The sequence below is a fragment of the Halorubrum sp. T3 genome (genome assembly GCF_000296615.1).
Lineage (GTDB): Archaea > Halobacteriota > Halobacteria > Halobacteriales > Haloferacaceae > Halorubrum > Halorubrum ruber.
The window spans coordinates 305,106-327,961 of record NZ_JH815330.1 but is presented as its reverse complement, the minus strand read 5'-3'; the positions used below and the strand labels follow the sequence as shown (position 1 = coordinate 327,961).

22 protein-coding genes and 1 other RNA gene are annotated in these 22,856 nt (G+C 69.1%); 6 read left to right on the top strand and 17 right to left on the bottom strand.

The window, feature by feature from the left end; translation table 11 throughout:
* Nucleotide 1 precedes the first annotated feature (1 nt).
* From B378_RS17425 to B378_RS0110610, 3 genes are all read right to left on the bottom strand, one after another.
* Complete coding sequence (locus tag B378_RS17425) at nt 2–133, bottom strand: HVO_2523 family zinc finger protein (RefSeq protein ID WP_017343774.1); 132 nt, start codon at nt 131–133, stop codon at nt 2–4.
* 126 nt (nt 134–259) lie between these two features.
* Nucleotides 260–811 (bottom strand): hypothetical protein, encoded by a 552-nt coding sequence (locus tag B378_RS0110615; RefSeq protein ID WP_017343773.1) that lies wholly within the window; start codon nt 809–811, stop codon nt 260–262.
* A gap of 129 nt (nt 812–940) precedes the next feature.
* Complete coding sequence (locus B378_RS0110610; RefSeq protein WP_017343772.1) at nt 941–1,513, bottom strand: cysteine hydrolase family protein; 573 nt, start codon at nt 1,511–1,513, stop codon at nt 941–943.
* Between the two features lie 158 nt (nt 1,514–1,671).
* Between B378_RS0110610 and B378_RS0110605 the strand changes: the two genes are divergently transcribed.
* Nucleotides 1,672–3,450: an Hvo_1808 family surface protein gene (locus tag B378_RS0110605; RefSeq protein WP_017343771.1), complete on the top strand. Its 1,779-nt coding sequence runs from the start codon at nt 1,672–1,674 to the stop codon at nt 3,448–3,450.
* A 95-nt stretch (nt 3,451–3,545) separates the two neighbouring features.
* Complete coding sequence (locus B378_RS0110600) at nt 3,546–4,706, top strand: nicotinate phosphoribosyltransferase (protein ID WP_017343770.1); 1,161 nt, start codon at nt 3,546–3,548, stop codon at nt 4,704–4,706.
* Nucleotides 4,707–4,727: 21 nt separating this feature from the next.
* Here the strand turns inward: B378_RS0110600 and B378_RS0110595 are convergent, their stop codons facing one another.
* Complete coding sequence (locus tag B378_RS0110595; protein WP_004597545.1) at nt 4,728–5,330, bottom strand: TIGR00296 family protein; 603 nt, start codon at nt 5,328–5,330, stop codon at nt 4,728–4,730.
* 176 nt (nt 5,331–5,506) lie between these two features.
* Here B378_RS0110595 and rnpB point away from each other — a divergent pair.
* Both rnpB and B378_RS17100 read left to right on the top strand, forming a co-directional pair.
* Nucleotides 5,507–5,819, top strand: an RNA gene (rnpB, locus tag B378_RS16020) — RNase P RNA component.
* A gap of 310 nt (nt 5,820–6,129) precedes the next feature.
* The gene (locus B378_RS17100; RefSeq protein ID WP_192812440.1) at nt 6,130–6,909 is read left to right on the top strand and encodes a hypothetical protein; all 780 of its coding nucleotides are present in this window, start codon (nt 6,130–6,132) and stop codon (nt 6,907–6,909) included.
* 29 nt (nt 6,910–6,938) lie between these two features.
* Here B378_RS17100 and htpX read toward each other — a convergent pair whose 3' ends face one another.
* Nucleotides 6,939–7,811, bottom strand: coding sequence for a zinc metalloprotease HtpX (htpX, locus tag B378_RS0110585; protein WP_017343768.1), 873 nt, complete (start codon nt 7,809–7,811; stop codon nt 6,939–6,941).
* Between the two features lie 140 nt (nt 7,812–7,951).
* Between htpX and B378_RS0110580 the strand changes: the two genes are divergently transcribed.
* Entirely contained in the window at nt 7,952–8,890 is a 939-nt protein-coding gene (locus tag B378_RS0110580) for an NAD(P)-dependent oxidoreductase (RefSeq protein WP_017343767.1), read from the top strand.
* Nucleotides 8,891–8,956: 66 nt separating this feature from the next.
* Here the strand turns inward: B378_RS0110580 and B378_RS0110575 are convergent, their stop codons facing one another.
* The 11 genes from B378_RS0110575 to B378_RS0110525 form a co-directional block, all read right to left on the bottom strand.
* Complete coding sequence (locus tag B378_RS0110575; protein ID WP_007345478.1) at nt 8,957–9,334, bottom strand: helix-turn-helix domain-containing protein; 378 nt, start codon at nt 9,332–9,334, stop codon at nt 8,957–8,959.
* A 114-nt stretch (nt 9,335–9,448) separates the two neighbouring features.
* Nucleotides 9,449–11,185, bottom strand: a complete 1,737-nt coding sequence (gene flaJ / locus B378_RS0110570; RefSeq protein WP_017343766.1) for an archaellar assembly protein FlaJ — start codon at nt 11,183–11,185, stop codon at nt 9,449–9,451.
* A gap of 23 nt (nt 11,186–11,208) precedes the next feature.
* A complete protein-coding gene (locus B378_RS0110565; RefSeq protein WP_017343765.1) occupies nt 11,209–12,882 on the bottom strand; it encodes a type II/IV secretion system ATPase subunit in 1,674 nt (557 codons plus the stop codon).
* A gap of 92 nt (nt 12,883–12,974) precedes the next feature.
* Nucleotides 12,975–13,724 (bottom strand): ATPase domain-containing protein, encoded by a 750-nt coding sequence (locus B378_RS0110560; RefSeq protein WP_017343764.1) that lies wholly within the window; start codon nt 13,722–13,724, stop codon nt 12,975–12,977.
* Nucleotide 13,725: 1 nt separating this feature from the next.
* Nucleotides 13,726–14,223 carry a flagellar protein G gene (locus B378_RS0110555; RefSeq protein ID WP_026046257.1) on the bottom strand — a complete coding sequence of 166 codons (498 nt, stop codon included), beginning with the start codon at nt 14,221–14,223 and terminating at the stop codon, nt 13,726–13,728.
* Entirely contained in the window at nt 14,224–14,697 is a 474-nt protein-coding gene (locus B378_RS0110550; protein WP_017343762.1) for a hypothetical protein, read from the bottom strand.
* Nucleotides 14,687–16,600: a FlaD/FlaE family flagellar protein gene (locus B378_RS0110545; protein WP_017343761.1), complete on the bottom strand. Its 1,914-nt coding sequence runs from the start codon at nt 16,598–16,600 to the stop codon at nt 14,687–14,689. The genes B378_RS0110550 and B378_RS0110545 overlap by 11 nt, the downstream gene beginning before the upstream one ends.
* 169 nt (nt 16,601–16,769) lie before the next feature.
* Nucleotides 16,770–17,357 carry a chemotaxis protein CheD gene (locus B378_RS0110540; RefSeq protein ID WP_017343760.1) on the bottom strand — a complete coding sequence of 196 codons (588 nt, stop codon included), beginning with the start codon at nt 17,355–17,357 and terminating at the stop codon, nt 16,770–16,772.
* The gene (locus tag B378_RS0110535) at nt 17,354–18,544 is read right to left on the bottom strand and encodes a chemotaxis protein CheC (RefSeq protein WP_017343759.1); all 1,191 of its coding nucleotides are present in this window, start codon (nt 18,542–18,544) and stop codon (nt 17,354–17,356) included. The genes B378_RS0110540 and B378_RS0110535 overlap by 4 nt, the downstream gene beginning before the upstream one ends.
* Nucleotides 18,544–18,900, bottom strand: a complete 357-nt coding sequence (cheY, locus tag B378_RS0110530) for a chemotaxis protein CheY (protein ID WP_004597560.1) — start codon at nt 18,898–18,900, stop codon at nt 18,544–18,546. Before cheY ends, B378_RS0110535 begins: the two co-directional genes overlap by 1 nt.
* A gap of 97 nt (nt 18,901–18,997) precedes the next feature.
* On the bottom strand, nt 18,998–21,343 hold the full coding sequence (locus B378_RS0110525) for a BGTF surface domain-containing protein (protein WP_017343758.1): 2,346 nt from the start codon (nt 21,341–21,343) through the stop codon (nt 18,998–19,000).
* A 226-nt stretch (nt 21,344–21,569) separates the two neighbouring features.
* Here B378_RS0110525 and B378_RS0110520 point away from each other — a divergent pair, with 226 nt between their 5' ends.
* On the top strand, nt 21,570–22,001 hold the full coding sequence (locus B378_RS0110520; protein ID WP_017343757.1) for a zinc ribbon domain-containing protein: 432 nt from the start codon (nt 21,570–21,572) through the stop codon (nt 21,999–22,001).
* 17 nt (nt 22,002–22,018) lie between these two features.
* Here the strand turns inward: B378_RS0110520 and B378_RS0110515 are convergent, their stop codons facing one another.
* Complete coding sequence (locus B378_RS0110515) at nt 22,019–22,840, bottom strand: hypothetical protein (RefSeq protein WP_017343756.1); 822 nt, start codon at nt 22,838–22,840, stop codon at nt 22,019–22,021.
* Nucleotides 22,841–22,856: the final 16 nt, after the last annotated feature.

The following is a 22,856-nucleotide window of genomic DNA, read 5'->3' as shown; positions in this document are numbered from 1 at the left end:
CTCAGTAGAACGTGTCGCTACAGTCGTAGACGACGCCGTGAGCCGGACAGACGTACTTACAGTGCCGGTGGTACATCGGCGTCTCGCAGACCGGACACGGGCGGCCGCCGTCGTTCTCCGGTTCGTCGCTCACGGCGGGGCTATGCGCCCGATAGTCAAAACACTGTCCGACGGGCGAACCACCGCGACACCTGACCAGTCAGTCGTCCGGGGTCGGTCGACCGCGAACCGACTGGCTGTCGGCCGGCTCCGAGTCCGATCAGCTGTCGGCCAGCCGGTCGTAGACGGACCGAGCCACCCGCTCCTCGCCGAACGGGAGCGTCAACACGCCCTCCCAGTCGGACCCGGTGAGCGCGTCGACCGTCTCCCCGTCGAGCTCGACGCGCCGCACCTCGGTCCCGTCGAGCGTCATCGACACCACGAACGCCGCCGGGTCGTCGGTCGCGCCGGCCTCGTCGAGCCGAGTCCGGAACGCCTCGACGCCCGCGTCGGGGAGCACGACCTGAACGAGGTACTCGCCCTCCTCGGCGAAGACGCCCTTGACGCGGTCGAGGTCGCTCGCGTCGAACAGCAGCGCGTCGGTCCCGTCGTCGCCGGTCAGCCGCGCCTCGAACGGCGCGTCCGGGTCGACCGCGGCCGATTCGGGACCGTCGTCGCCTTCCTCCGAGCTCCCGCCGGCCGGGCCCGATCCGCCGCCGAGCCCGCCGACCGCCTCGCCGTCCGTCACCGTCGCCGCGCCCGCGAAACCGACGGCGCCGACCGCGCAGGCCGCGCCGAGGCCGCCGAGCACGCCCCGCCGAGAGATGTCCATACCTCGCGGTTCCGGCGAGCGGTAAAAAGGGTTACACGCCGATTTCCGCGCGCGATAATTACGGAAATCCGGAACGTTCGCCGTCGGTGGGAGTCCGCGACCGTGCGGACGGTGGCGGGTCAACCGCGGCTACGCGAACGCGACCTCGTCGCGCGTCGTCGTCTCGCCGAACAGCCAGTCGGCGTGGTCGACGGCGTACTCGCGGTGCTCCTCGGTGATGTAGCCGAGCGCGTCCTCGACGACGACCGGGCGGTAGTCCCGGAGTCCCGCGCTGCCGGCGGTGTGGAGGACGCAGACGTTCGCGAGCGTCCCGCAGATCAGTAGATCGTCGACCCCGTGCGCGTCGAGGTGCCCCTCCAGGTCGGTCTGATAGAAGGCGTCGTAGGTGTGCTTCTCGACGACGTGGTCGTCGTCGCGCACGTCGAGGTCGGCGACGAGTTCGGCGTCCCACGACCCCTCGACGACGTGTTCGCCCCACCGGTCGAACTCGTCGTAGTAGTGGGTCTCGTCGAACTGCTCGGGCGGGTGGACGTCGCGGGTGTAGACGACGCTCGCGCCGGCCTCGCGGGCGCGGTCGACGAGCGCCGTCACGGGCTCGACCGCCGCCTCGCTCGGCTCGGCGTAGAGGCTCCCGTCCGGGTGACAGAACCCGTTTTGCATGTCGACGACGACCACCGCGGTTGCTGTCAGATCGAACGCCATGCCGAGGCGTTCGGGCGCGCTCCTCAAAAACCGTCGTGCGGGCGCCGGCCGCGCCGAGCGCGTCGTGGGCGCGGCCGGCGACCCGCGCCGAAAAATCCGCCGGCCGCGGCGCCGAAGGAACCGACAAACTACTTACCGGCGCGTCCGATACGATTCGTATGCGACGGGTTCTCACCCCCTCGACCGCGACCGCGGTCGTCGCCGCGGTCGCCCTCCTGTGTGTCGCCTGCACTGCCGGCGTCGCCGCCGCTCCGGACGCCGGCGCAGCGCCCTCCGCCTCCGGCGGCCCCGCGGCGCCGGACACCGTGCCCTCCGCGTCCGCCGACGAGTGCGACACCGGCGACGGCACCGAACTGGTGGGCTGTTGGAACGGGACCCACTACGAGGAGTCGGTGGACTTCGAGGAGACGGACGGACTCAACGAGTCCCAGCTGTCGGCGCTGACGGACCTGACGATGGCCCGCGTCGAACACGTCCGACAGCGACCGTTCAAGGAAGACGTGCCGGTCGAGACGGTCACCCGGAGCGAGTACGCCAACGACACCGCGAGCGGCAACAGCTCCGAGGCGTTCCGGCGCTGGAACGACGGGGTGTGGGAGGCGCTGTTCGTCGTCGGCGACGAGACGAACGCGAACGACGAGATCGACTCGGTGTTCGGCGGCGCGGTCTCCGGCTTCTACTCGCCCTCGCAGGACCGGATCGTCATCGTCGTCCCCGACGGCGAGTCCCCCGACATCGATCCCTCGACGCTCGCGCACGAGCTGCTCCACGCGATGCAAGACCAGTACCACGACCTCACCGACCCGCGCTACGTCGGCGCGACGCAGGACGCCGACCTCGCGGTCGACGGGATAATAGAGGGGGAGGCGGTCCACGTCGAGGAGCGGTACGCCGCCCGCTGTGCCGACAACTGGACCTGCGCCGAGGCGCCCGAGAGCGACGGGGGCGGCGGCGGCGCCGACTTCAACTTCGGCATCCTCCAGACCGTCCTCCAGCCGTACGGCGACGGGGCGCTGTACGTCCGCGAGCTCCGCGACGAGGGCGGGTGGGCGGCGGTCAACGCGACGATGAACGACCCGCCGGAGTCGACGGCGGAGGTCATCCACCGGAACCCGGACTACGAGGAGGGCAACGTCACGTTCGAAGACACCGCGACCGACGGGTGGGAGACGTACCCGGATCAGGGGGTCGAAGGCGCGGAGACCGCGGGCGAGGCGTCGATGTTCGTGATGTTCTGGTATCAGAGCTTAGAGTACGATCACGCCGTGTTAGAGCCCGACGCGACCGTCCGGCAGAACGTCCAGATCCACCTCGACGCCGAGGCCGAGCTCGAAACGCGGCAGGTCTACAACTACGCGCACCCCGTGACGGCCGGCTGGGCCGGCGACGAGCTGTACCCCTATCGGAACGGCGACCGCGACGGCTACGTCTGGGCGACCGAGTGGCAGACCGAGGACGACGCCGCGGCGTTCCGCGACGCCTACGTGCGGATGCTGACCGCGCACGGCGACGGCGAGTACGCCGACGGCACCGTCTACGAGATCGGTTCGGAGAGCGACTTCCCCGGCGCGTACGGCGTCGAGCGCGACGGGACGAGCGTGACGATAACGCACGCGCCCTCGCCGGAGGGCGTCCTCGAACTCCGTCCGGACGCCGACCTCGCGCTCCCGGACGCCGGCGGGAGCGACGGCGCGAACGGCGACGGCACGGACGACGGAAACACCACGGACGGGAGCGACGGCACGGACGGGAGCGACGGCGGGAGCGGAAGCGACGGCACGGACGGCGACGGCGGGAGCGGAAGCGACGGCACGGACGGAAGCGACGGCGAGAACGGAGGCGGTGACACCGGCGATAGCACGCCCGGATTCGGCGTCGCGACGGCGCTCGTCGCGCTCGCCGCGGCGCTCGGACTGTTCGCGCGACGGTCGACGTAGCGCGGCGCTCGCTCGGCCGGGAGTCCCGGACGCTCGCTCCCCGCGCCCCGCCGCGACACGGGTGGCTTTTCGTCCCCGCGGCCGAACCGACGGGCATGAGCGAGTTCGACATCGTCGACGCGGCCGCGGTCCGGGAGGGGCGCGCGACCGACGCGTACTTCGAGCGGACCGAGGCGGCGCTGGAGGCGGCCGGGCGGAACCCCCGCGTGGTCGCCGAGGTGACCGCGGACCAGTTCCCGGACGGGGAGTTCGAGCTGTTCGCCGGGCTCGGGAACGCCGTCGAGCTGCTGGCCGGCCGCGACGTCGACGTCGATGCGATCCCGGAGGGGCGCCTGTTCGACGGCGGCCCGGTGATGCGGATCGAGGGGCCGTACCTGGAGTTCGCGCGGCTGGAGACGTCGCTGCTCGGGTTCCTCTCGCACGCCTCCGGCATGGCGACGGGGGCGCTCGACTGCCGGACTGCCGCGCCCGACTCGCAGATCCTCTCGTTCGGGGCGCGCCACGTCCACCCCGCGATGACCGCGGCGGTCGAGCGGTCGGCGCTGGTGGGCGGGTTCGACGGGTTCTCGCACGTCGCGGCCGGCGAGCTGATCGGCCGGGAGGCGTCCGGGACGATGCCGCACGCGCTCGCCATCTGCTTCGGGCGCGGCGAACAGGAGGCCGCGTGGCGCGCCTACGACGAGGGCGTGCCGGCGGACGCGCCCCGGATCGCGCTGTGTGACACCTACTCCGACGAGGTCGACGAGGTGCTCCGCGCGGTGGAGACGCTCGGCGACGACCTCGACGGCGTCCGCCTCGACACGACCGGCTCCCGGCGCGGCGACTTTCGGCACATCATCCGCGAGGTCCAGTGGGAACTCGACGCGCGAGGCCACGAGGACGTCGACGTGTACGTCTCCGGCGGACTGGGGCCTGCGGACCTCCGCGACCTGCGCGACGTCGTCGACGGGTTCGGCGTCGGCGGGTACGTCTCGAACGCGGACCCGGTCGACTTCGCGCTCGACCTCGTCGCCGTCGACGGCGAGCCGGCGGCCAAGCGGGGGAAGCTCTCGGGCGCGAAGGACGTCTACCGCACCGCCGACGGCGCACACGCGGTCGGGCTCGCGGAGCGCTCGGGGCCCGAGGGCGCGGAGTCGCTCATGGAACCCGTGATCCGCGACGGCGAGGTGGTCGCCGAGGACGCCTTCGACCTGTCGGCGGCGACGGAGCGGGCGCTCGCGGACGCGGCGGCGGTCGGGTACGGGAACGACGGCTGAAAAGGAAAACGGGGCGGCTGGCTACAGCTCTTCGACTGCGCCGCCGTCGGCGCGCTCTCGGAACACCTGGCCCTCGATGAGCGTCACCATCGTGTCCTCCTCCTGCCACGCGGTCGGCGAGAGCTTCGCCTTGCGGCAGGTGCGCGAGAGGAACTCCGCGGCCGACCAGCCGTTCTCGACGGGGACCGTCGGGTAGAGCCAGCCGTGGGCGTTGCCGCTGTCGACGGCGACGCCGTGGGTGCCGACCTCGAGGTCCTCGGCGGGGTCGTTCGTGAGGACGGTGTTGGAGACGACGAACACGGAGACGGTGATGTTGTCCAGTTCCTTCGGCTCGACCTCGGAGCCGCAGGAGTCGCCCGAGGCCGCCTTGATGGCGGCCTCGACGATCGCGTGGCCGAGCTGATCTGAGGTGTCCCAGGCGCCGGCGCAGCCGCGGAGACGGCCGCGGCCCCTGGTGGACTCCAATCGAACGAACGCCCCGGTGCGGGCGTAGAACGCCTCTCGCATGCTGCCGGGCTGTTCGCGTTGCCCGTGTCGAACGAACGACTCGACCGCCTCCCGCGCGAGTTCGACCGCTCGTGCACCGTCGTCGTACGACAGCTGAACGGTCTGAGCCTCGGACATGAGAGTCCATTACAGTCCTGACGACTTGAACGCTTCCCTTACACGCCGCGCTCGCGGCGTCTCGCCCGAAAGCCGTCGCTACCCGGCCCGAAGACCCGCTCGACGACCCGCCGAACCCCGCCCAAAGACGCGGCCGACCGAACCGCTTATTCGCCGGCGGGCGAAAGGACGGACCGGACAGAGGGAGCCCGACTCCCGTGCCCTTGGCATGAGGAAAGTCCCCCCACCGGCCGGACGGGCGACCGGGCACACGCCCGGAGTCGGAGACGGCTGGCTCTGGAACAGCAACGACACCCCCCGCCTCGACCGATGAGTCGAGCGAACCGACCCGCAAGGGGAGGGAGTTAACCCGACGAGGGCCGACGGGCGGGAACGGATGGAACGGCGAATCCTCGCCGGTGCAAGTCCGCGCCACAAGGTAGTCCGGCCACGGCGCGGACGCTCAGCCGAATGTCGGGACGAACCGAAGGGGGCTTACTCCCCTCAGTCCGCTCAGACCGACCAGCGGCGCGGCTGTCCCGAAGTTGCTTATAAATAAACGGCGGTGGCGCGTGCCTGCGAGCGGCCGCCGAAGGCGGTCGCGAGCCAGCACGCGCGAGGGAGTCAGTCGCCGGAGCGAAGCGACGGCGACTGACGAGGCTGGGGAGGCGTGAGGTGCTGTGCGGAGCGGTGCGGGGCGGGACTCGAAGGGGCAGCCGGGAGGGCGGCGCAGGCGACGCAAGCACCGCAACGAGTGAGCGGAGCGAACGAGTGAGGAGCGCAGCGAGCGTGCGCCGCCCTCCCGGCTGGGGCTTCGGCGGTGTTCGTCACCGACCTGCCCGCAACGATTTATAAACGAGCGACTGTGGCTTCGGCGGTGTTCGTCACCGACCTGCCCGCAACGATTTATAAACGAGCGACTGTGGCTTCGGCGGTGTTCGTCACCGACCTGCCCGCAACGATTTATAAACGAGCGACTGTGGCTTCGGCGGTGTTCGTCACCGACCTGCCCGCAACGATTTATAAACGAGCGACTGTGGCTTCGGCGGTGTTCGTCACCGACCTGCCCGCAACGATTTATAAACGAGCGACTGTGGCTTCGGCGGTGTTCGTCACCGACCTGCCCGCAACGATTTATAAACGAGCGACTGTGGCTTCGGCGGTGTTCGTCACCGACCTGCCCGCAACGATTTATAAACGAGCGACTGTGGCTTCGGCGGTGTTCGTCACCGACCTGCCCGCAACGATTTATAAACGAGCGACTGTGGCTTCGGCGGTGTTCGTCACCGACCTGCCCGCAACGATTTATAAACGAGCGACTGTGGCTTCGGCGGTGTTCGTCACCGACCTGCCCGCAACGATTTATAAACGAGCGACTGTGGCTTCGGCGGTGTTCGTCACCGACCTGCCCGCAACGATTTATAAACGAGCGACTGTGGCTTCGGCGGTGTTCGTCACCGACCTGCCCGCAACGATTTATAAACGAGCGACTGTGGCTTCGGCGGTGTTCGTCACCGACCTGCCCGCAACGATTTATAAACGAGCGGCTGGGACTTCGGCGATATTCGTCGCCAAACTGCGCTCAACGACTTATAAATAACCAATCGAAAATTCCGATTCAGATCCGTCTCAAGCCGTCTCCATCTCCTTTTCCAGCTCGCGGAGCTTCTCGATGCGGTTCTCCGTCGAGGGGTGCGTCGAGGCGATCTTCCCGACGAAGCCGGCCTTGATCGGGATGATGAAGAACGCGTTCATCTCCGCCTCCTCGCGGAGGTCCTCCTTGGGCACCTTGTCCATCCGGCCGTCGATCGTCATCAGCGCGGAGGCGAGCGCACCGGGCTTCCCGGTGATCAGCGCCGCGCCGCGGTCCGCGGAGTACTCGCGGTACCGCGAGAGCGCGCGGATGAGCAGGAAGGAGATCACCCACACCAGAAGCGACGCGACGATCGCGACGATGACGGGCGCGCCCTGGCGGTTATCGCCGCCCAGCAGCCAGCCCCACCGCACGATGAAGAAGGCGATAGTGGAGAGGAACGACGCGATGGTCATCACCATCACGTCGCGGTTCTTGACGTGGGCGAGCTCGTGGGCGAGCACGCCGTCGAGCTCGTCCTCGTCGAGCGCCTGGAGCAGCCCGGTGGTCACCGCGACGGTGGCGTTCTTCTTGTTCCGGCCGGTCGCGAACGCGTTCGGCACCTGCGTGTCCGCGACCGCGACCGTCGGCTTCGGGAGGTCGGCCTGCTGGCTCAGCCGCTCGATCCGGCGGTGGAGGTCCGGGTACTCGTCGGCGCTCACTTCCCGGGCGCCCATGCTCCGCAGCGCCAGCTTGTCGCTGAAGAAGTACTGCGCGAGCGAGAACGCGCCGAACATCGCGAGCGTGAAGATGATCCCGACGTTGAACACCTCGATCAGGACACCGATGAACACGACGTAGAGGGCGAAGAGGAGGAACATCGTGAACCCCATCCGTCCACGGAGTCCCCAGTCTGTCTTCCAGTCCATACCCGGAAGTTACCGCTCGGCGCGTTAAAGGTTGCCGGAGCGGGAGGCCGTGGTCGCCGATCGACGCCCGTATCGACGAGCGGCGACCGCGGCGAACCGACGAACAACGCCCTTTTTCGGGCGCTCCCCGAGGGACGGACATGGAGACAGTCCTCGTCACGGGCGGCCGCGGCGCCTCCGGGCGCTGGGTCGTCGACCGGCTCGCCGGCGACTACGAGGTCGTCGTCGTCGACTACGACCACCCCGGACTCGGCGTCGACCCGGCCCCGAACGTCTCGTTCCGCGCGGCCGACCTGGCCGAGCGCGACCAGGCGCTCGACGTCGTCGCCGCCGTCGACCCCGACGCGGTCGTCCACTGGGCCGCGATCCCCGTCGCCGGCACGCACCCCGAGGGGCGGGTGTTCGAGACGAACGCGCTCGCCGCGAAACACGTCCTCGACGCGGCCGGCCGGGCGGACGCCCCGGTCGTCCAGGCCTCCAGCGACGGCGCCTACGGCTTCTTCTTCGCCGATCCCACTCCCTTCCCGGACGAGCTGCCGGTCACCGAGGCCCACCCGCTCCGCCCCGAGGACCCGTACGGGCTCTCGAAGGTGACCGCGGAGGCGGCCGCGGGCGCGGTCGCGCGGCGCCACGACGTGCCCGCGGTCTCGCTCCGCCCGTCGTGGATCCAGTACCCCGGCGACTACGCCTGCCGCGCGGAGGAGTACGTGAGCGACCTCGACGCGGGCGCCGGTAACTTCTGGTCGTACGTCGACGCCCGCGACGTCGCCGACCTCGCCGCGGCCGCGCTCGCGGACCTCCTCGGCGACGACCCCGCCGTCGCCCCCGGCACCCACGAGGCAGTCAACTGCGTCGCGGCCGACAACGCGCTCGGCCGACCCCTACTCGACCTCCTGCGTGAGTCGTATGGCGAGATTCCCGACGACTGCGCGGTCGACGAGCGCGAACTCACCGAGGGCGACGACCGCGGCGCCTACGCGATCGAGAAGGCGGCGCAGCTGTTCGGGTGGGCGCCGTCGTGCTCGTGGCGCGACGCGGCCGACGAGGCGGTCGAGGAGCCGACGCTGTTCGAGGAGTAGGTCCGGGGTTCCCCTCTGCGTCGCCGAACGGGTCCGACGCGACGACGACGGTTCCGCGTCGATACATCAGCCGTCGGTCGATTCGTCTCCCGACTCGTCCGCGTCGAGATCCGGAAGGTCGGCGTCCCAGTCGTCGGTCCGGTCGTAGCCGTCGCCCGCGAACGCGTCCGCGACCGCGCGAAGACCGATCTGGGCCGCGGTGTGGGCGTCGTACGCCTCGGCGTTGATGGCCCAGTACTCGCCTTTGTGCCGCACGAGCCCCCGCTGTTCGAGTCGCCTGAGGGTCGTGCCGACGCTCCCGCGGGGGATGTCGAGCTCCTCCGCGAGCTCGCTCGGCCGGAATCCCAGCTCCGGGTTCCGAGCGAGGAACTCGAGGATCCGACGCCCGTTGGTGTCTTCGTCCGGAAGGTCGCTCGGACGGTAGCTCTCGAAGTCGACCGGCATTGTAAACGTGCGTAACTGTACGACAGTACATGTAATAATACTGTGGACGGTCGTGGCTACCGCGTTCGCCGCGCATCATGAAACCGACGGCGGCGTCGGCGCCGACTTCACGCTTCAGATCGACAGGATCGCGTTGACGAGCGTCCGCGTCGCGATGGCGGTGCCCGCGCCGAGCCACGTCAGGAGGACGAAGTGGATGTAGCCGTTCGCGGGGTTGCCGCCGTCGATCCGGCGGATCATCTGCGAGGAGAGCGCCGCGTTGAACAGCACGACCGTCAGGAGGAGGTACTCGATGAGCGGAATGTCGTAGGCGCCGGGGTAGACGATCTGGCCGATATCCATCTGGTCGAGCCCGAAGTCGGAGGTCAGGTCGGCCAAGATCGCGACGATCTCCAGCCCGATGAAGAAGGCGAACGTCGCGGCCGCGGTGATCCCGTACAGCAGCCCGATGAACGTCATCGCCGCCTGGCGGCGCTGCTCGCGCAGCTGGTTGACGGCGTTCATGTTCTTCGAGATCAGCTCGCCGAGCATCTTCGGGTCCCCGCCCATCCGCCGGCCGACGAGGTACATCTCGGAGAACTTCTGGATGAGGTACGAGCGCGTGTCACGCGTGAACGCCCGCCACGCACCCTCGGTGCTGATCCGCATGTTGAGACGGCGGTAGAGCCGCTCTATCGCCTCGGAGAGCTCGCCGAAGTTCTTGTCGCGCAGCGTCGTCAGCACGTCCGTGGTCGTCGACTGCTTCGCGCTCTCGGTCGCGCCCAGCGCGCGCACGAACGACGGGAACTCGCCGTCGCGGGCGGTGATCGCCTGCTCCTCCTGCCGGAGGACTACCCCGGTGATGATGAGCGGCGAGATGGGGACCGCGAGGTACAGCGGGAGCCGGACGTCGTCGAGGAAGAAGAGGAGGCCGGGGAGCCCGGGACCGTAGCCGAACATCCCGGCGGCCGTGATCCCGATGAGGACGAAGGTGAGCCCGCCGCCGCCGATCAGCGACCCCCACAGCTTCACGTCGCCGGGCGCGCGCTCGTCCGGGTGGTACCAGATCGGGTCGTACGGCGACGTCGCGCGGATCATCGCGTAGAAGCCGAGCTGGACGAACACGAAGAGGACGATGACGGCCGCCACCGTCGCAGTCGGGTCGTTGCCGGTGAGGATCGGGAGGACGACGGCGAACACGAGGGCAAACGTCATCGAGAGGATCATCGACATGTACAGGTCCTTCATCACCTCCAAGTTCGAGAGCGCGGACTCGTAGCGCGTCTCGTACTGCGCGAGCATGACGTCCTGCTCGGAGACGAGGAACTCCTCGAGCGACTGGCCCGCGCCCATCGTGTAGCCGAGGCGGTCGAAGAAGTCGGCCATCGCGTCGGAGGGAACCTCCTGCGCGCGGCGGCGACACGCGTCGTCGAGGCTCTGGTTCCACGTGTCGACGAGGTGGACGACGCGGCCGATCTCCTCGGCGGCGACGCCGTACTCCTCCTCTTGGGCCAGCGTCCGGAACACCTCCATCCGGTCGATGTTCGTCGTCGACAGCACCGTCATGTGGGTCATCACGAGGTGCAGCTGGTTGTCGATCTTCGTCTCAAGGCTTGAGAGGTAGATCTTCGGGTAGATGACGGCCGCGAACAGGACGAGCCCGCCGAACATCGGGATCGGGACCCGGGCGGCGAAGGGGAGCGGGAGCGCGACCAGCCCGACGACGCTGCCGAGGAACACGAACACGGCCGGCAGCAGCACGAGGCCGACGTACTTCCCCTTGGAGATGTCGAGCTGCTCGTACGACTCCATCACCTCGGAGGTGAGCTGCGCGGCCGTCGCGAGCCCGTCGCCGAACTGTTTCACCGCCATCGCTTAGATCGCCCCCATCGTCGCTACCTCGTGTTCCGGTGCATGTCGAAGGGGAGCCCCTCGACGCCGTCGCGCTGGAACGAGTTGATCGCGTCGTTCACCTCGTGGTAGCCGAGGATTCCCTCCTGAATCATCCGCTCGATCAGCTCCGCGCGGAAGTCGAGGTCGTCGTAGATGTCGCGGGTGTCCGCGTACCCGAGCAGCGTCGCGATCTGCTCTTCGAGCACGTAGGAGTTGTTCATCCCCTGAAAGACGATCTCGTCTTCGACGGGGTCCCAGCTGAACACCTCGCGGGTGACGACCCCCTCCATCTCCTTGGAGTACCCCTCGATCTCCTGGACGCTCGTCACGCGGCGCAGGACCTGATCGCCCTGTTTCACGCGGTTCTGGAACAGCGCCACGTCGGCGTTGTCCATGAACGTCTCGGGGACGTTGATCGGCTCGGAGGTGAACCGCTGGATCATCGAGACGATGTCGGACGCGTGGAACGTCAGCATGACCGGGTGGCCGGTCTGGGCCGCCTGGAACGCCATGCGTCCCTCGGCGCCCCGCACCTCACCCACGATGATGTAGTCGGGGCGCGACCGCAGCGCGGCGGCGACTAAGTCGAACATGTCGACATCGGAGGAGCCCTCGCCGCCGCCCTCGCGGGTCAACAGCTGCTGCCAGGTGCTGTGGGGCGGGATGACCTCGGCGGTGTCCTCCGCGGTGTAGATCTTCGAGTCGTCCGGGATGTACGAGAGGATGGCGTTCAGCGTCGTCGTCTTCCCGGACGCCGTCTCCCCGACCACGAACACCGTCTGCTCGTTTTCGAGGCAGAGCCAGAGGTACGCCGCGAGTTCGGGCGAGAGCGTCCCCCAGTTGGTGATCTGGTTGATCGACAGCGGCACCTCCTCGCCCTGCCGGATCGTGAGCGAGGAGCCCTTCAGCGAGACGTCGTCGGAGTAGATGATGTTGATACGCGACCCATCGGGCAGCGTGGAGTCGACGATGGGGTCGGAGTCGGAGAGCGGGTCGCCGATCCGCTCGCCCATGTTGCGCAGCCAGTTGTCGAACTCCTTCGGGGTGCCGAAGTCGACGGTCGTCTCCAGCATGCCGTAGGTGCCGTGATCGACGTGACACTCCTTGGGGCCGATGACATGAATGTCCTCGTTTGCCGGGTCACGCATCACCGGTTCGAGCGGGCCGAGCCCGACGATGTCGCGGTTGAGCCGGTAGCGGATGTTCTCGTACGTCTCCTCGGTGACCGACAGCTTCCCGAAGTTCTTCAGCTTCGAGAGCCCGCGACGCCAGCCGGTTGAACTGTCGTCGACGTGGGTCACCTCCTCTAACAGCTCCTCGATGAGGTCGTCGTACTCCGCCTCGTTCTCCGGCGCGGTGTGCTGGCCGCTCACGGTGAGCAGCCGGTTTTTCACCTCGTTGAGGATCTCCGCCTGCGGGCCGGACACCTCCGGCTCGATGGCGTAGTACTTCGTGTCCTGCCCGAGGTCGCCGTAGATGTGGCTGTAGATGGGGCCGCCGACCGGGTAGATGACGTTCGGCCGGTCGGACTCGTACTCGTCTTTCGGCTCCTCGATGAACTGCGGGAACTCCCCCGTGATCTGTTTGAACTCGCGGAGGTGCTCCCGGAGGTGCGGCCGCCGCATGGCCGCCTTGCGGAGCTCCTCGGACGGTTTGGCGGTGCCGTGTTCGGTCATGTCCTACACCCGGTCGTCGTGGCGGGCCTACACCCGGTCGTCGTGGTCGCGGTCCGCACGCGCGGACCGGCTGTGCGTCGGCGGGTCATGTGTCAGGCGACGCTGCGGCTCTCGATGACGATTCCGGTTCCGGACCGGACCGAGAACCCGATCGTGTCGCCGACCTGTTCGCCCATGCCCGCGAAGCGCTTCACGTTGATCTGCCGGCGGATGTCGTTGCCGACCTCGATCATCTCAAGCTGGAGGAACACGTCCGCGATCGACCGGAACGGGCCGATGGCGTCGTCGTCGACCGCCGAGGGGTCGACGGTGAGCACGACCACCTTCCCCTGCGAGATGATCTCGCGGAAGAAGGAGATGATCTCTAAGGCGGCCTGCCGCTCCTCGTTCTTCCGCACCAAGGCCTCGAAGGTGGGATCGTTCCGGAAGATGGCGTCGAACGTGTCGAGGAAGACGACGTCGGAGTTCCACATCGCCTCGGCCTCCATCAGTCGCTTCAGCAGCTCCTTGCGCTCGCCGTCGCCGTCGGAGAACGCGCCGCCGGAGTCGAAGTCGGCGTGGAGGAAAAGCAGCTCCTCCTGTAAGAGGGGCTTCACCATGTCGTACTCCAGCGAGTGCATCTGGTCGATGAACCCGCGGACGGTGAGCTCCGTCGACATCATCGTCACCGACGCCCCCTCTTGGACGAGTCCGTAGGCGAACCGCTGGGAGATGGCGCTTTTGCCCGCGCCGTAGTCGCCCTCCATGAGGACGATGCTGCCGCGGGGGATACCGCCACCGAGCTCCTTGTTGAGCCGGTCGCGGTCGCCGAGACCGAGAGAGAGGAGGTTGTCGTGGGGCATCTCAGTTACCCCCCTCCACGCGGAACTGGAACAGCTCCTCGTCGCCGTTCACGGTGAGGTAGACGCGGTGGTCGCCGTCGACGAGCCCCCCGTCCTGCCCCTCGAGCTCGCTCACGTCGATCGTGAGCCGCAACACGTCGCCGCGGCTCCACGCGTTCGCGCCGTCCGCAGAGACCAGCTCCCCGGAGAGCGCGTCCGGCCGGACGTACGCGCCGTCGAAGACGACGTCGAGGTCGGAGCCGTCGGGCGCCAACCGATACGTGCCGGTGTTCTTTATCAACAGCGTAACGTTCTGGTCGCCGCTCGCGTTGTACACCCCCGCGCTGGGGTCCGAGATGATCGTCACGTCGGTCCGGAGCTGCTCGGTCGCGTCGAGGCCGGCGTCGTCGACGGCCGCGCTCACGCGGTCGACGCCGGTCGTGATCGTGCCGACGACACCCGCGGCGATCACGAGGCTCGCGATAAACAGGATGAGATGTGAGACGGGAACGCTGGCCATCTACGCGCTCACCTCCGTCACGGTCGCGGCGTCGCGGACGCCAGACTCGACGACGAGGACGACCCGCGTGCCCTCCTCGATCGTCGTCTCCGTCTCGCCCTGTGTGACCCTCACCGACAGCGTCTCGTCGCCGAGCCAGAGCGCGGTGTCGCCGTCGCCGTCGACGGTCGTGTCCGCGTTCGCCCCGCCCACGTCGACGTACTCGTTGCCGACGACGAGCGTCGCGTCGCCAGCGACGAGGCCGACCGCCCCCTCGTTGGTGGCGTTGACGGTGAGGGTCTCGGTGTCGGCGTCGTAGGTCGCGTTCGTCACCGCGAAGTCGGTGTTCTGCCGCTCCAGCGCGCGCTCGTTAATGCCCTCTTGGGCGTTCGAGACGCGGTCGAGCCCGTTGGCCGCCACGGGGTAGAACGTCGTGAACGCGAAGAACAGCCCCGCGACGATGATGGCCGTGGACGCGGAGACGCTAACGCCCATCTCCCCACCCTCCGTCGGCCGGATCGGCGCGGTCGGAACGGGGATTCGGATCGTTCATCGGTCGCGTGGAACCGTTCCGGTCGCGCCGGTCGTCGCGGTGGCCGTCGCGGCGGTCCGCGTCCGCCTCGCGTCCCGCGCCGTCGCGCTTCGCCTCGTCGCGGTCTGCGCCGTTCGTGCGTCGCTCGCGCTCGTCTGGCGCGTCCCGCCCGCCGGCGTCGTGGCCGTTCCGCTCGGCCGGCGGCCGGTCGCTCCGCGCGTCGCGGCCGTTCCTGCCGTCGCGCCCGTCTCGCCCGTCACGTCCGCCGCGACCGGAATCGACGCGTCCGCCGCGGCGGCCGCCGCCGCGGCGCCCGTTGACGGGCCCGCCACCGACCATCGAGCCGCCGGCGAGGTCGTCCCAGCGGTCTAAGAGGACCGTGTGGCTGTTGGTGCCGTTGAGCTGGGTCACGTACCGGAGGCTGCGGGTGTGGTGCTCGCGGACGAGCCGATCGGTTCCCGGCCGGTCGACGAGGTTGCGGTCGATCGTCCCGAACCCGGAGAGGAAGTCCCGGAGCCGCGCCGCGGCGTCGGGCCCGATCCACTCGATCCGCTCGTAGTAGTTGATCGCGCGCACCGCGTCGGTGACGTCGCTCTCGGAGACGAGGAACTCCAGCCACTCCATCACGAGGAGGTCGCCGACGTAGTCGCCGGGCAGCTCGGTGAGGTACGGCTTGCCGCGGCCGTTCCCGCTCGAGAGGTCGTCTTTCCCGACGTACTCGAAGCCCCCGGAGGCTTCCGCGGGATCACCGCCGGGTCGGCGGTCGGGCGCCGGCTCCGGATCGGCGCCGCCCGCCGGATCCGGGTCGGCCGCGCCGCCCGCCGGCCCGGGGTCCACCGGTTCGTCGAAGTCGACGCCGTCGTCCTCGGCGTCGCCGAGGTCGTCGCCTCCGAGACCGTCGTCGTCGTCGAACGAGTCGGTTTCGTCGCCGGGGTCGGCGAACGAGTCGTCCCCGTCCTCGAACGGGTCCTCGTCCGCGGCGTCGTCGCCCTCCTCGGCCCAGTCGGCCTCCCCGGAGTCGTACTCTTCTTTCAGTTCGCTGAAACTCTTTCCATCGTCGTTCATGTCGTCTCCGTCGTCCGCCGTTTCGGTCTCGGACGCGGCGTCGTCCGTGCTGTCGTCGTCCAGTTCGTCGAACTCGTCGTCGAGATCGTCGTCGAGGTCGTCGAACTCGTCGTCGCCGTCCGCGTCGCCGTCCAGGTCGTCGAACTCGTCTCCCTCCTCCTCTTCGTCGAGGAGGTCGTCGTCGAAGAACCCGTCCGCGTCGGCGTTCGCGACGTCCTCGTCGAGGTCCTCCTCCTCGCCGCCGTCCTCGTCGTCGAAGATGCCGAACGAGCCCTCGCCGCCGCCGGCGACGCTGTCGAAGCCGCCGGAGTCGTCGACGAACGGGTTGATGCCGCGGGTGACCATCTCGTAGATGTCGAGCAGGTTGCGGACGTCCTCCTCGATGTCGTCGACGGCGTTCGAGATCTCCTCGTTCTCCGAGCGGACCGTCGAGACGGTCGAGGAGAGCGACGCGACCTCGTTTTCGAGCTCGTCGAGCCGGTTCTCCAGCTCGTCGGTGGCCGCGCCGCCGCCACCGCCGCCGCCGTCGTCGAACTCGTCGTCCCACTCGTCCATGCCGTCGAAGTCGTCGAAGCCGTCGCCGCCTCCGCCGCCACCGCCGCCGCCCATGCCGCCACCCATCCCTCCGCCGCCCATGTCGCCGCCGAAGGGATCGTCGTCGCCGTCCATACCTCCGGAACCGTCGTCGTCGGATCCGTCGTCGTCGAGGAACCTGTCGAGGACGCTCGCACCGACGAGCCCCAGCGTGGCGACTGCCCAGGCGGCGGTTGGAGCTCCCCACACCGGTAGTTCGAGGCCCATTACCGTGTACCACCCGCAGAACCCACTTCAATTCACCCCTCAAAATATCAGCCATGAGAAAGCACGGCGCAGCGTGTACATCGCTGGTTGAGGGGCACGGGCACGGAGAGATCGGAGCGCGATCGAACGCGGAAACGGGCCGTAGCCGGGACGGAACGGCCCAGTCCGGTCAGATCGCTCGTTCGAAGCCGTCCGCGGCCCGGACGACGAGCCGGCCGTCCGGCCCGAACCGGACGGTCCGGCCCACCGCGTCGCCGACGTCGCTGGCGACGACGGGGACGCCCGCGGCGTCGAGCACTTCGCCGACGCGCTCGACGTTCCGCGGGCCGACCGCGTCGGTGAGGTCCAGCATCTCGGCGCCGCCGGCGACTCGGGCTTCCAGGCGGCGGGGGTCGGCGCCGGCGTCGTCGAGCGCCCCGATCAGCGAGTCGATCCCGGTATCGACGTACTTCGCTGGCCGGGAGATCGCCTTCGTTCGTCCCTCCCCGGCGGGCAACATGGCGTGGAGGAGGCCGCGGACGCCCGCCCGCTGGTCGACGAGCGCGACCGCGACGCACGAGCCGAGCCCGCTGGTCGTCAGGACCGCGTCGTCGCTCGTGACCGCCAGTTCCCCCACGCCGACCTTGATCCGGCCGGGGTCGTCGCCAGCCGCGCCGCCGGTGACGGTCGCCGGCTCGGCGTCGGCGACCGCGTCCCCGCCGCTCTCCGTTCGGTCCGCCGGCTCGTCCGGCCGATCGTCGGAGAGCGAGCGGGTCACGGCTCCGAGAGCCGGTCGAGCGCCCGGGCCAGTTCGCGCTCGTCGGGGAGCGCGTACACGTCGCAGCGCGCCTGGATCCCCTCCGTCTGGATCGCGGTGTCGATCACGAACCCGTAGTCCTGCCGCTCGCTCAGCTTCGCGACGAGCGGGCTGATCGTCGACGCGCCGATGTCGTGGACGAACTCCGGCGGCGAGTGGGTGATCGACGTGCCGAGGACGTTCGCCCACCCGTCGATGAACCCGCTCGTCATCACGTTGCCGAGCTCGCAGAGCGCGTTCTGTGCCATGTCGCCGAGGGGTTCGTCGGGGTCCATCGGGAGCATCGCGTCCGCGACCGCCGCCGCCGAGGACTCCTCGAAGAGGATGGCGAGGTAACCGCTCGGCTCGCCCTGTAGCTCGAACACCGTGCCCGCGTGCGGCTCGGTGCCGACCTCCGCGGGCACGTCGGCGAGCGGGACGAACCGGAGCCGGCTCACGTCGACGCTGGTCTCTAACCCGGTCATCATCGCGATGTTGTCGGCGGCGTTCGCCGACCCCTTCTTCGCCAGCGACGAGAACGTCGACAGCGACTCGTACGGCACCGCCGTGCTCGAAGTGCCGCCGTCCGCCTCGCCGCCGGCCGTCGCCGCGGGCGCCGTCTTCCCGACGATGAGGTCGCGGAACGGCCCCGAGTCGGGCAGCATGTAGATCGAGAAGTCGAGGTCCGTCGTCGTCGCGTCCAGACGGCTCTCGAAGAGGAACACGCCGTCGCCGGCGAGCGCGCCGTCGGGCAGCACCGCCGCGCCGTCCGCCTCGAAGTAGCGCGGCGGCGACATGTCGATCGCCTTGCCGAGGTAGTTCGCCCACCCGTCGAGGAACCCGCCGAGCGCGATGTTGCCGACCTCCGTCACCGCGCTCCGCTCCATCGACTGCCCCCCGGGGAGCAGCGAGAGCAGGGCGTCGACGTTGGCGGCGTCGAACGCGAGGACCGCCTCGCCGTCTAACCCGCCGCGAAGGCCGACGCTCACGCCGATCGACTCCCGGCCGGCGAACGACTCCGCGAGGTCCTCGCCGCTCGCGACGCTCGCGCCCGTCACCTCCACCGCGAGGTCGGTCCCGGTGAGGTCCGAGAGCGCGCCGGCGGCCTGTTTCGCCCCCTGCTCCGCGAGGCGGTTACAGGCGCCGAGCGCGCGGACGTCGACGCGCATTATACCGCCGAGCCGATGGCGTCGAGCACGTTCGGCTTCTGGAACGGCTTCGTGATGTACCCCTCCGCGCCGGCCTTGATCGCCGCCTTCATCTTCTCCTCCTGCCCGACGCTGGTACACATGATCACCGTCGCGTCCGGGTTCTCTTCTAAGATCTCCGTGGTCGCCTCGATCCCGTCGCGGATCGGCATCACGATGTCCATCATCACGAGGTCCGGGCCGTGTTCCTCGTACATGTTCACCGCCTCCACGCCGTTCTCCGCCTCCCCGACGATCTCGAACTCGCCTTCGAGGATCTCCCGGAGGAGGTTCCGCATGAACTCCGAGTCGTCGGCGATGAGTACCCGCGTAGCCATTGTTGTCTGAAACGGGGGAAAGCGAACACTTAATCGCTCCCCCGCGGTTCTCAGCGCTGAGAACGGTACGGGACGCGGCCGGCTCCGGCCGCCGGAGTCACACCCAGTGGCCGAGGAGGTGGACGGCGCCGACGAGTAGAGTGCCGAGGAGCGTCTCTCGGGTGCCGATCCCGAACGGGAGGAAGGTTGCCGGCTCGTCTCCATCGTCCCGACCGCCGGAGCCACGGGCCGGGTCTGACGAGTTCTCGTCGAGATCCGACGAGTTTCCGTCGGGAGTCGTGGCGCCTGTGGAGTCGTTCTCAGACGAGTTTTCACCGGCGTCCGTGGTATTCCCGTCCGCGTCTGTGGTGTTCTCGTCGGTGTTTGAAGAATTCGCCGAGCCGTCGGTGTCGCTTCCATCGCCCTCGCTGTCATTCTCGTCGATCGTCGTCCTCGCCGGATTCTCCGCGACGATCAGCGTTCCGTTCCGACGGTCCTCGTCAAGCGTGACCGTGAAAGGGTACTCACCGGGATCGAGACGGATGGTCGCAGACGGGAAGCCGACGGTGCGCGACTCGTTCGACGACAGCGTCAGCTCGCGAGCGGTCGTCAGGTTCCCGTCGTCGACGTCGAGCGCGAGCGTTCTCTCCCCCTCCAGTCCGCCGGCGTTCCGAACGTCGATCCCGAGCGCGGAGAGGTTCCCGCCCTCGGCGACGGTGGCGTTCTCGGGAACGCTGTCGATCGCGAGCCGGTCCGGGTCGTCGGTGTCGTCGACGACGATCACCGTGCGGCTGTCGCGCAGCGTCGTCCCGTCGTACAGCTCGTAGTTCAGGCGAGTGCCGGGGTCGGCGCCCCCGAGGTCGGCGTTGATGGAGAAGTTCCCGTCTGAGAGCTCCACCTGCGACTCCGACCGGAACGGCTCATCGCGCTTGTCGTCGACGAAGGTGGCGGACATCTCGATCGGCGGGAGTATCGTCGTCGTCCCGGTCACCGCCCCGCCGGAGTCCTCGACGAGGAGTTCGCCGTCGTCGGTGACGTGGTCGTACTCGAAGTACCGCTCCTGGACCGAGAACGACGCCTCCGCGCTCACGGTCCCGTCGGTGGTTTCCCAGTACGGGAACTGCTCCGGGGCGGGTAACCGCTGTTCAAACGGTGCCGGCGGTTCCCCGCTGTCCTCAGCGAACGCGTACCGGTGTCCCTCGGCGCCCTTTAGGGCGAACTCGACGGTGAACTCGTCGCCGGGCTCCGGGTCCTCGGTGAACGGACCGCCGTCGCTCGTGTCCAAGACGAGGTAGAATCGGCCCGGCGTCGAGTCGCCGGTCTCCAGCTCCTCCGCGTCGGCGAGGAGGAGGGTGACATCTTCGGGGTCGGCGTTGGCGAGGTCGAGCTCCGAGCGCGGCTCGTTCATGCCCGGATTCGTCTGTCGCACCTCGAGCGAGACGCCGTCTTCGGTCCTGAGGAACTCCGACAGAACGGAGTGGTTGACCGCTTGACCGGCCTGAAGCGAGCCCTCGCCTTGCTCGGCCGCAAAGTGCGATAGCGCCCCCCAGATGCCGGTCGATTCGAAGCCGAGGACGACGCGGTCGCCCTCCGTCACCGCGGTCCGATCGAGCCCGTTCTGTTCGAGGGCGCTGAGCGATTCGCCGCCACCACTTCCTTCGACGTTCTCCGGGTCCGCGGTAGTGAACACCTCGATCTCGTCGTGGAACGTCGGCTTCGTCAACAGGAGGTCGGACGAGGCGGCCGCGCCGACCGGCGTCACGACGCCCGGCTCCTCCACGACGAAGGTGCCGTTGGTGATCGCGAGCCGATATCGCTGCGGGACGAGCGGCCGGGCGAGCCCGCCGGCACCGGTCGCGCCGGAGAGTTCGGAGAGACTGTCGGCGACCTCCTTGCCGTTCTCGTTTACGAACTCGAGATCGCAGTCGGTCGCGCGGCAGCTGGCGGCGGTCCCCTCCTCGGTTCCGAGGAGTCGCGTGTTGATCGTCCCGTCGAACTCACCGCCCAGCTTCACGACGTCGGTGTACCCGATGGATTTCCCCGAGTCGGTGAGGCGGTTCCCGCCGATCAGCAGGTACGCGCTCCCGTTGGTGTTGCTGGCCGTGTATCTGATATCGACGAGATCGCCGGCGATCGCGGTGTACGTCGGACGCGAAAACGAGCCGCTGAGCTCATGTCGATCCGCCGAACCACCCGGTTCAGACGGCTGCGCGGTAACCGCGTTGGTCGCCGGAGAGTCGGCCACCGACGCGGAGTCCGCCACCGAAACGCCCGCCGCCGGTGCGGAGACCACGGCGGCCGACGCGACGACGAGAACGAGGGCCGCGACCGCGGCCGTACGGACCGTCGGGAGCCGCCGGAGGCGAGGCCGGATGCGTCCACCCCCGTCATCGGCGTCGGTATCCGGCGCCGTCGCTTTCGGGTCACCGTCGCGGTCAGCGCCGTCGTCTTGTCTGCGTGTCATCGTGGCGGAGAGCGTCCCGTCAACCTCACGCGGATCGCGGAACGTCGACTGTCACCAATCGCTCGGATGTTCACCGACTAAAACGTACGTACCCGATTATCACATCTGTGAACAGAGAGGGCGGAGGAAGCGGTAGCCCAATCGCGAATCACCCGACTGCGGCGGGAAGAGCCGTTCAAGCGTTCCCCGAAGAATTAAGCCCGACCGGCGTGCGAATTCGACTACGATGCCATCGTGTCCCCGCTGTGAGGCGTCGGTACCCGAAGAGGCCCGGTTCTGCGCGCAGTGCGGCGCCCCGCAGACGGAGGACGCGGCCGAGGAACTCGACGAGTACGTCCAGCGACAGGCGGAGCAGGTCGCCGGGGGCGGCGGAGATTCGGGCGGACCGGACGGCTTCGCCGAGATGGCCGACCTCAGCGACCGCGAGCAGCTCTGGCGGCGCGGCTGTTACGTCGTCGGATACGGGACCGTCGTCGTCGCGCTCACCCTCGTCCCGGCGGTCGGCGCCTTCCCGCTGATCCTCGCCGGAATCGCGATCCTCCCGCCGATCCGGCGGCTCACGGCCGAGCCGCTCGGGAGCCCCCTGAAACGCGAGGTGATGGCGGGGCTGTACGCGGTACTCGCGGTGATCGGCGCCGCGCTACTGTTCCTGCTGTAGGGCGTCCCGTTCCGGACTCAGTCGATCCGGAACCCGCCCTCCTTCTCGGCGGCACGAACGAGATCGCCGATGCTGTCGCTGGCCGAGAGTCCCTGACTCGCCGCGAACCGCTTTATCATCACCGGCGGCAGGTCGACGGTGGTCTCGGAGGCCGCGAGCAGCAGGCCGATCGCCTCCGGCGTCGGCGAGTTCGGACCCGCATTGGAGGCGAACCACGAGATCAGCGTGTCGAACGTCGCCGTCACGTCGTTCGACACCATCCGCTGGCGAGTGGTGTCGCCGTTCGCGTGGAGCGTCGCGTCGATCCCGTAGTCGAAGCCGTCGCCGTCGAAGGAGTTCGCCAACCACCGGCTCACCGCCTGCCGGTCGACCGCGTCCGCGCCGGACGGGGACTGCCGACCGCCTGAACGCGACTCGGCGCGACCCTGACCGCCGGCGCCGCTTCCGCCGCTCGCGCGGTCCTGCCTTCCGGACTGTCCTCGCTCGCCGCCACGCTGCCGTCCCCCTGAACGACCGCGCTCATCGGCCCGTCGCTGGTCGGGGTCGCCGACGCCGGGACCGGCAGCGCTCGCGCGCGGGTCGTCGCCGGCAGGTCGGCGATCATCGGGGCTCGCGGGCTCCGCGGCGGTGAACCCCCCCGAGTCGGCGGGAGGGGCCGCGTCGTCCGGCGGCGGCCGGCGGTCGCCTCGCGAGCGCCCGACGTTGGGACGGCCGTTCGTCCCGACGACGTACCGGCCCTGCCCGATCTCGACGACGTTCTCGTCGTCGGTGAAGTCGAGCTCGTCGGGGTCGGCGGGCGGCGCGTCCGGGTCGGCCGCCGGCGCGTCGTGGTCACTCATGGGTCGTGGTAGCGCG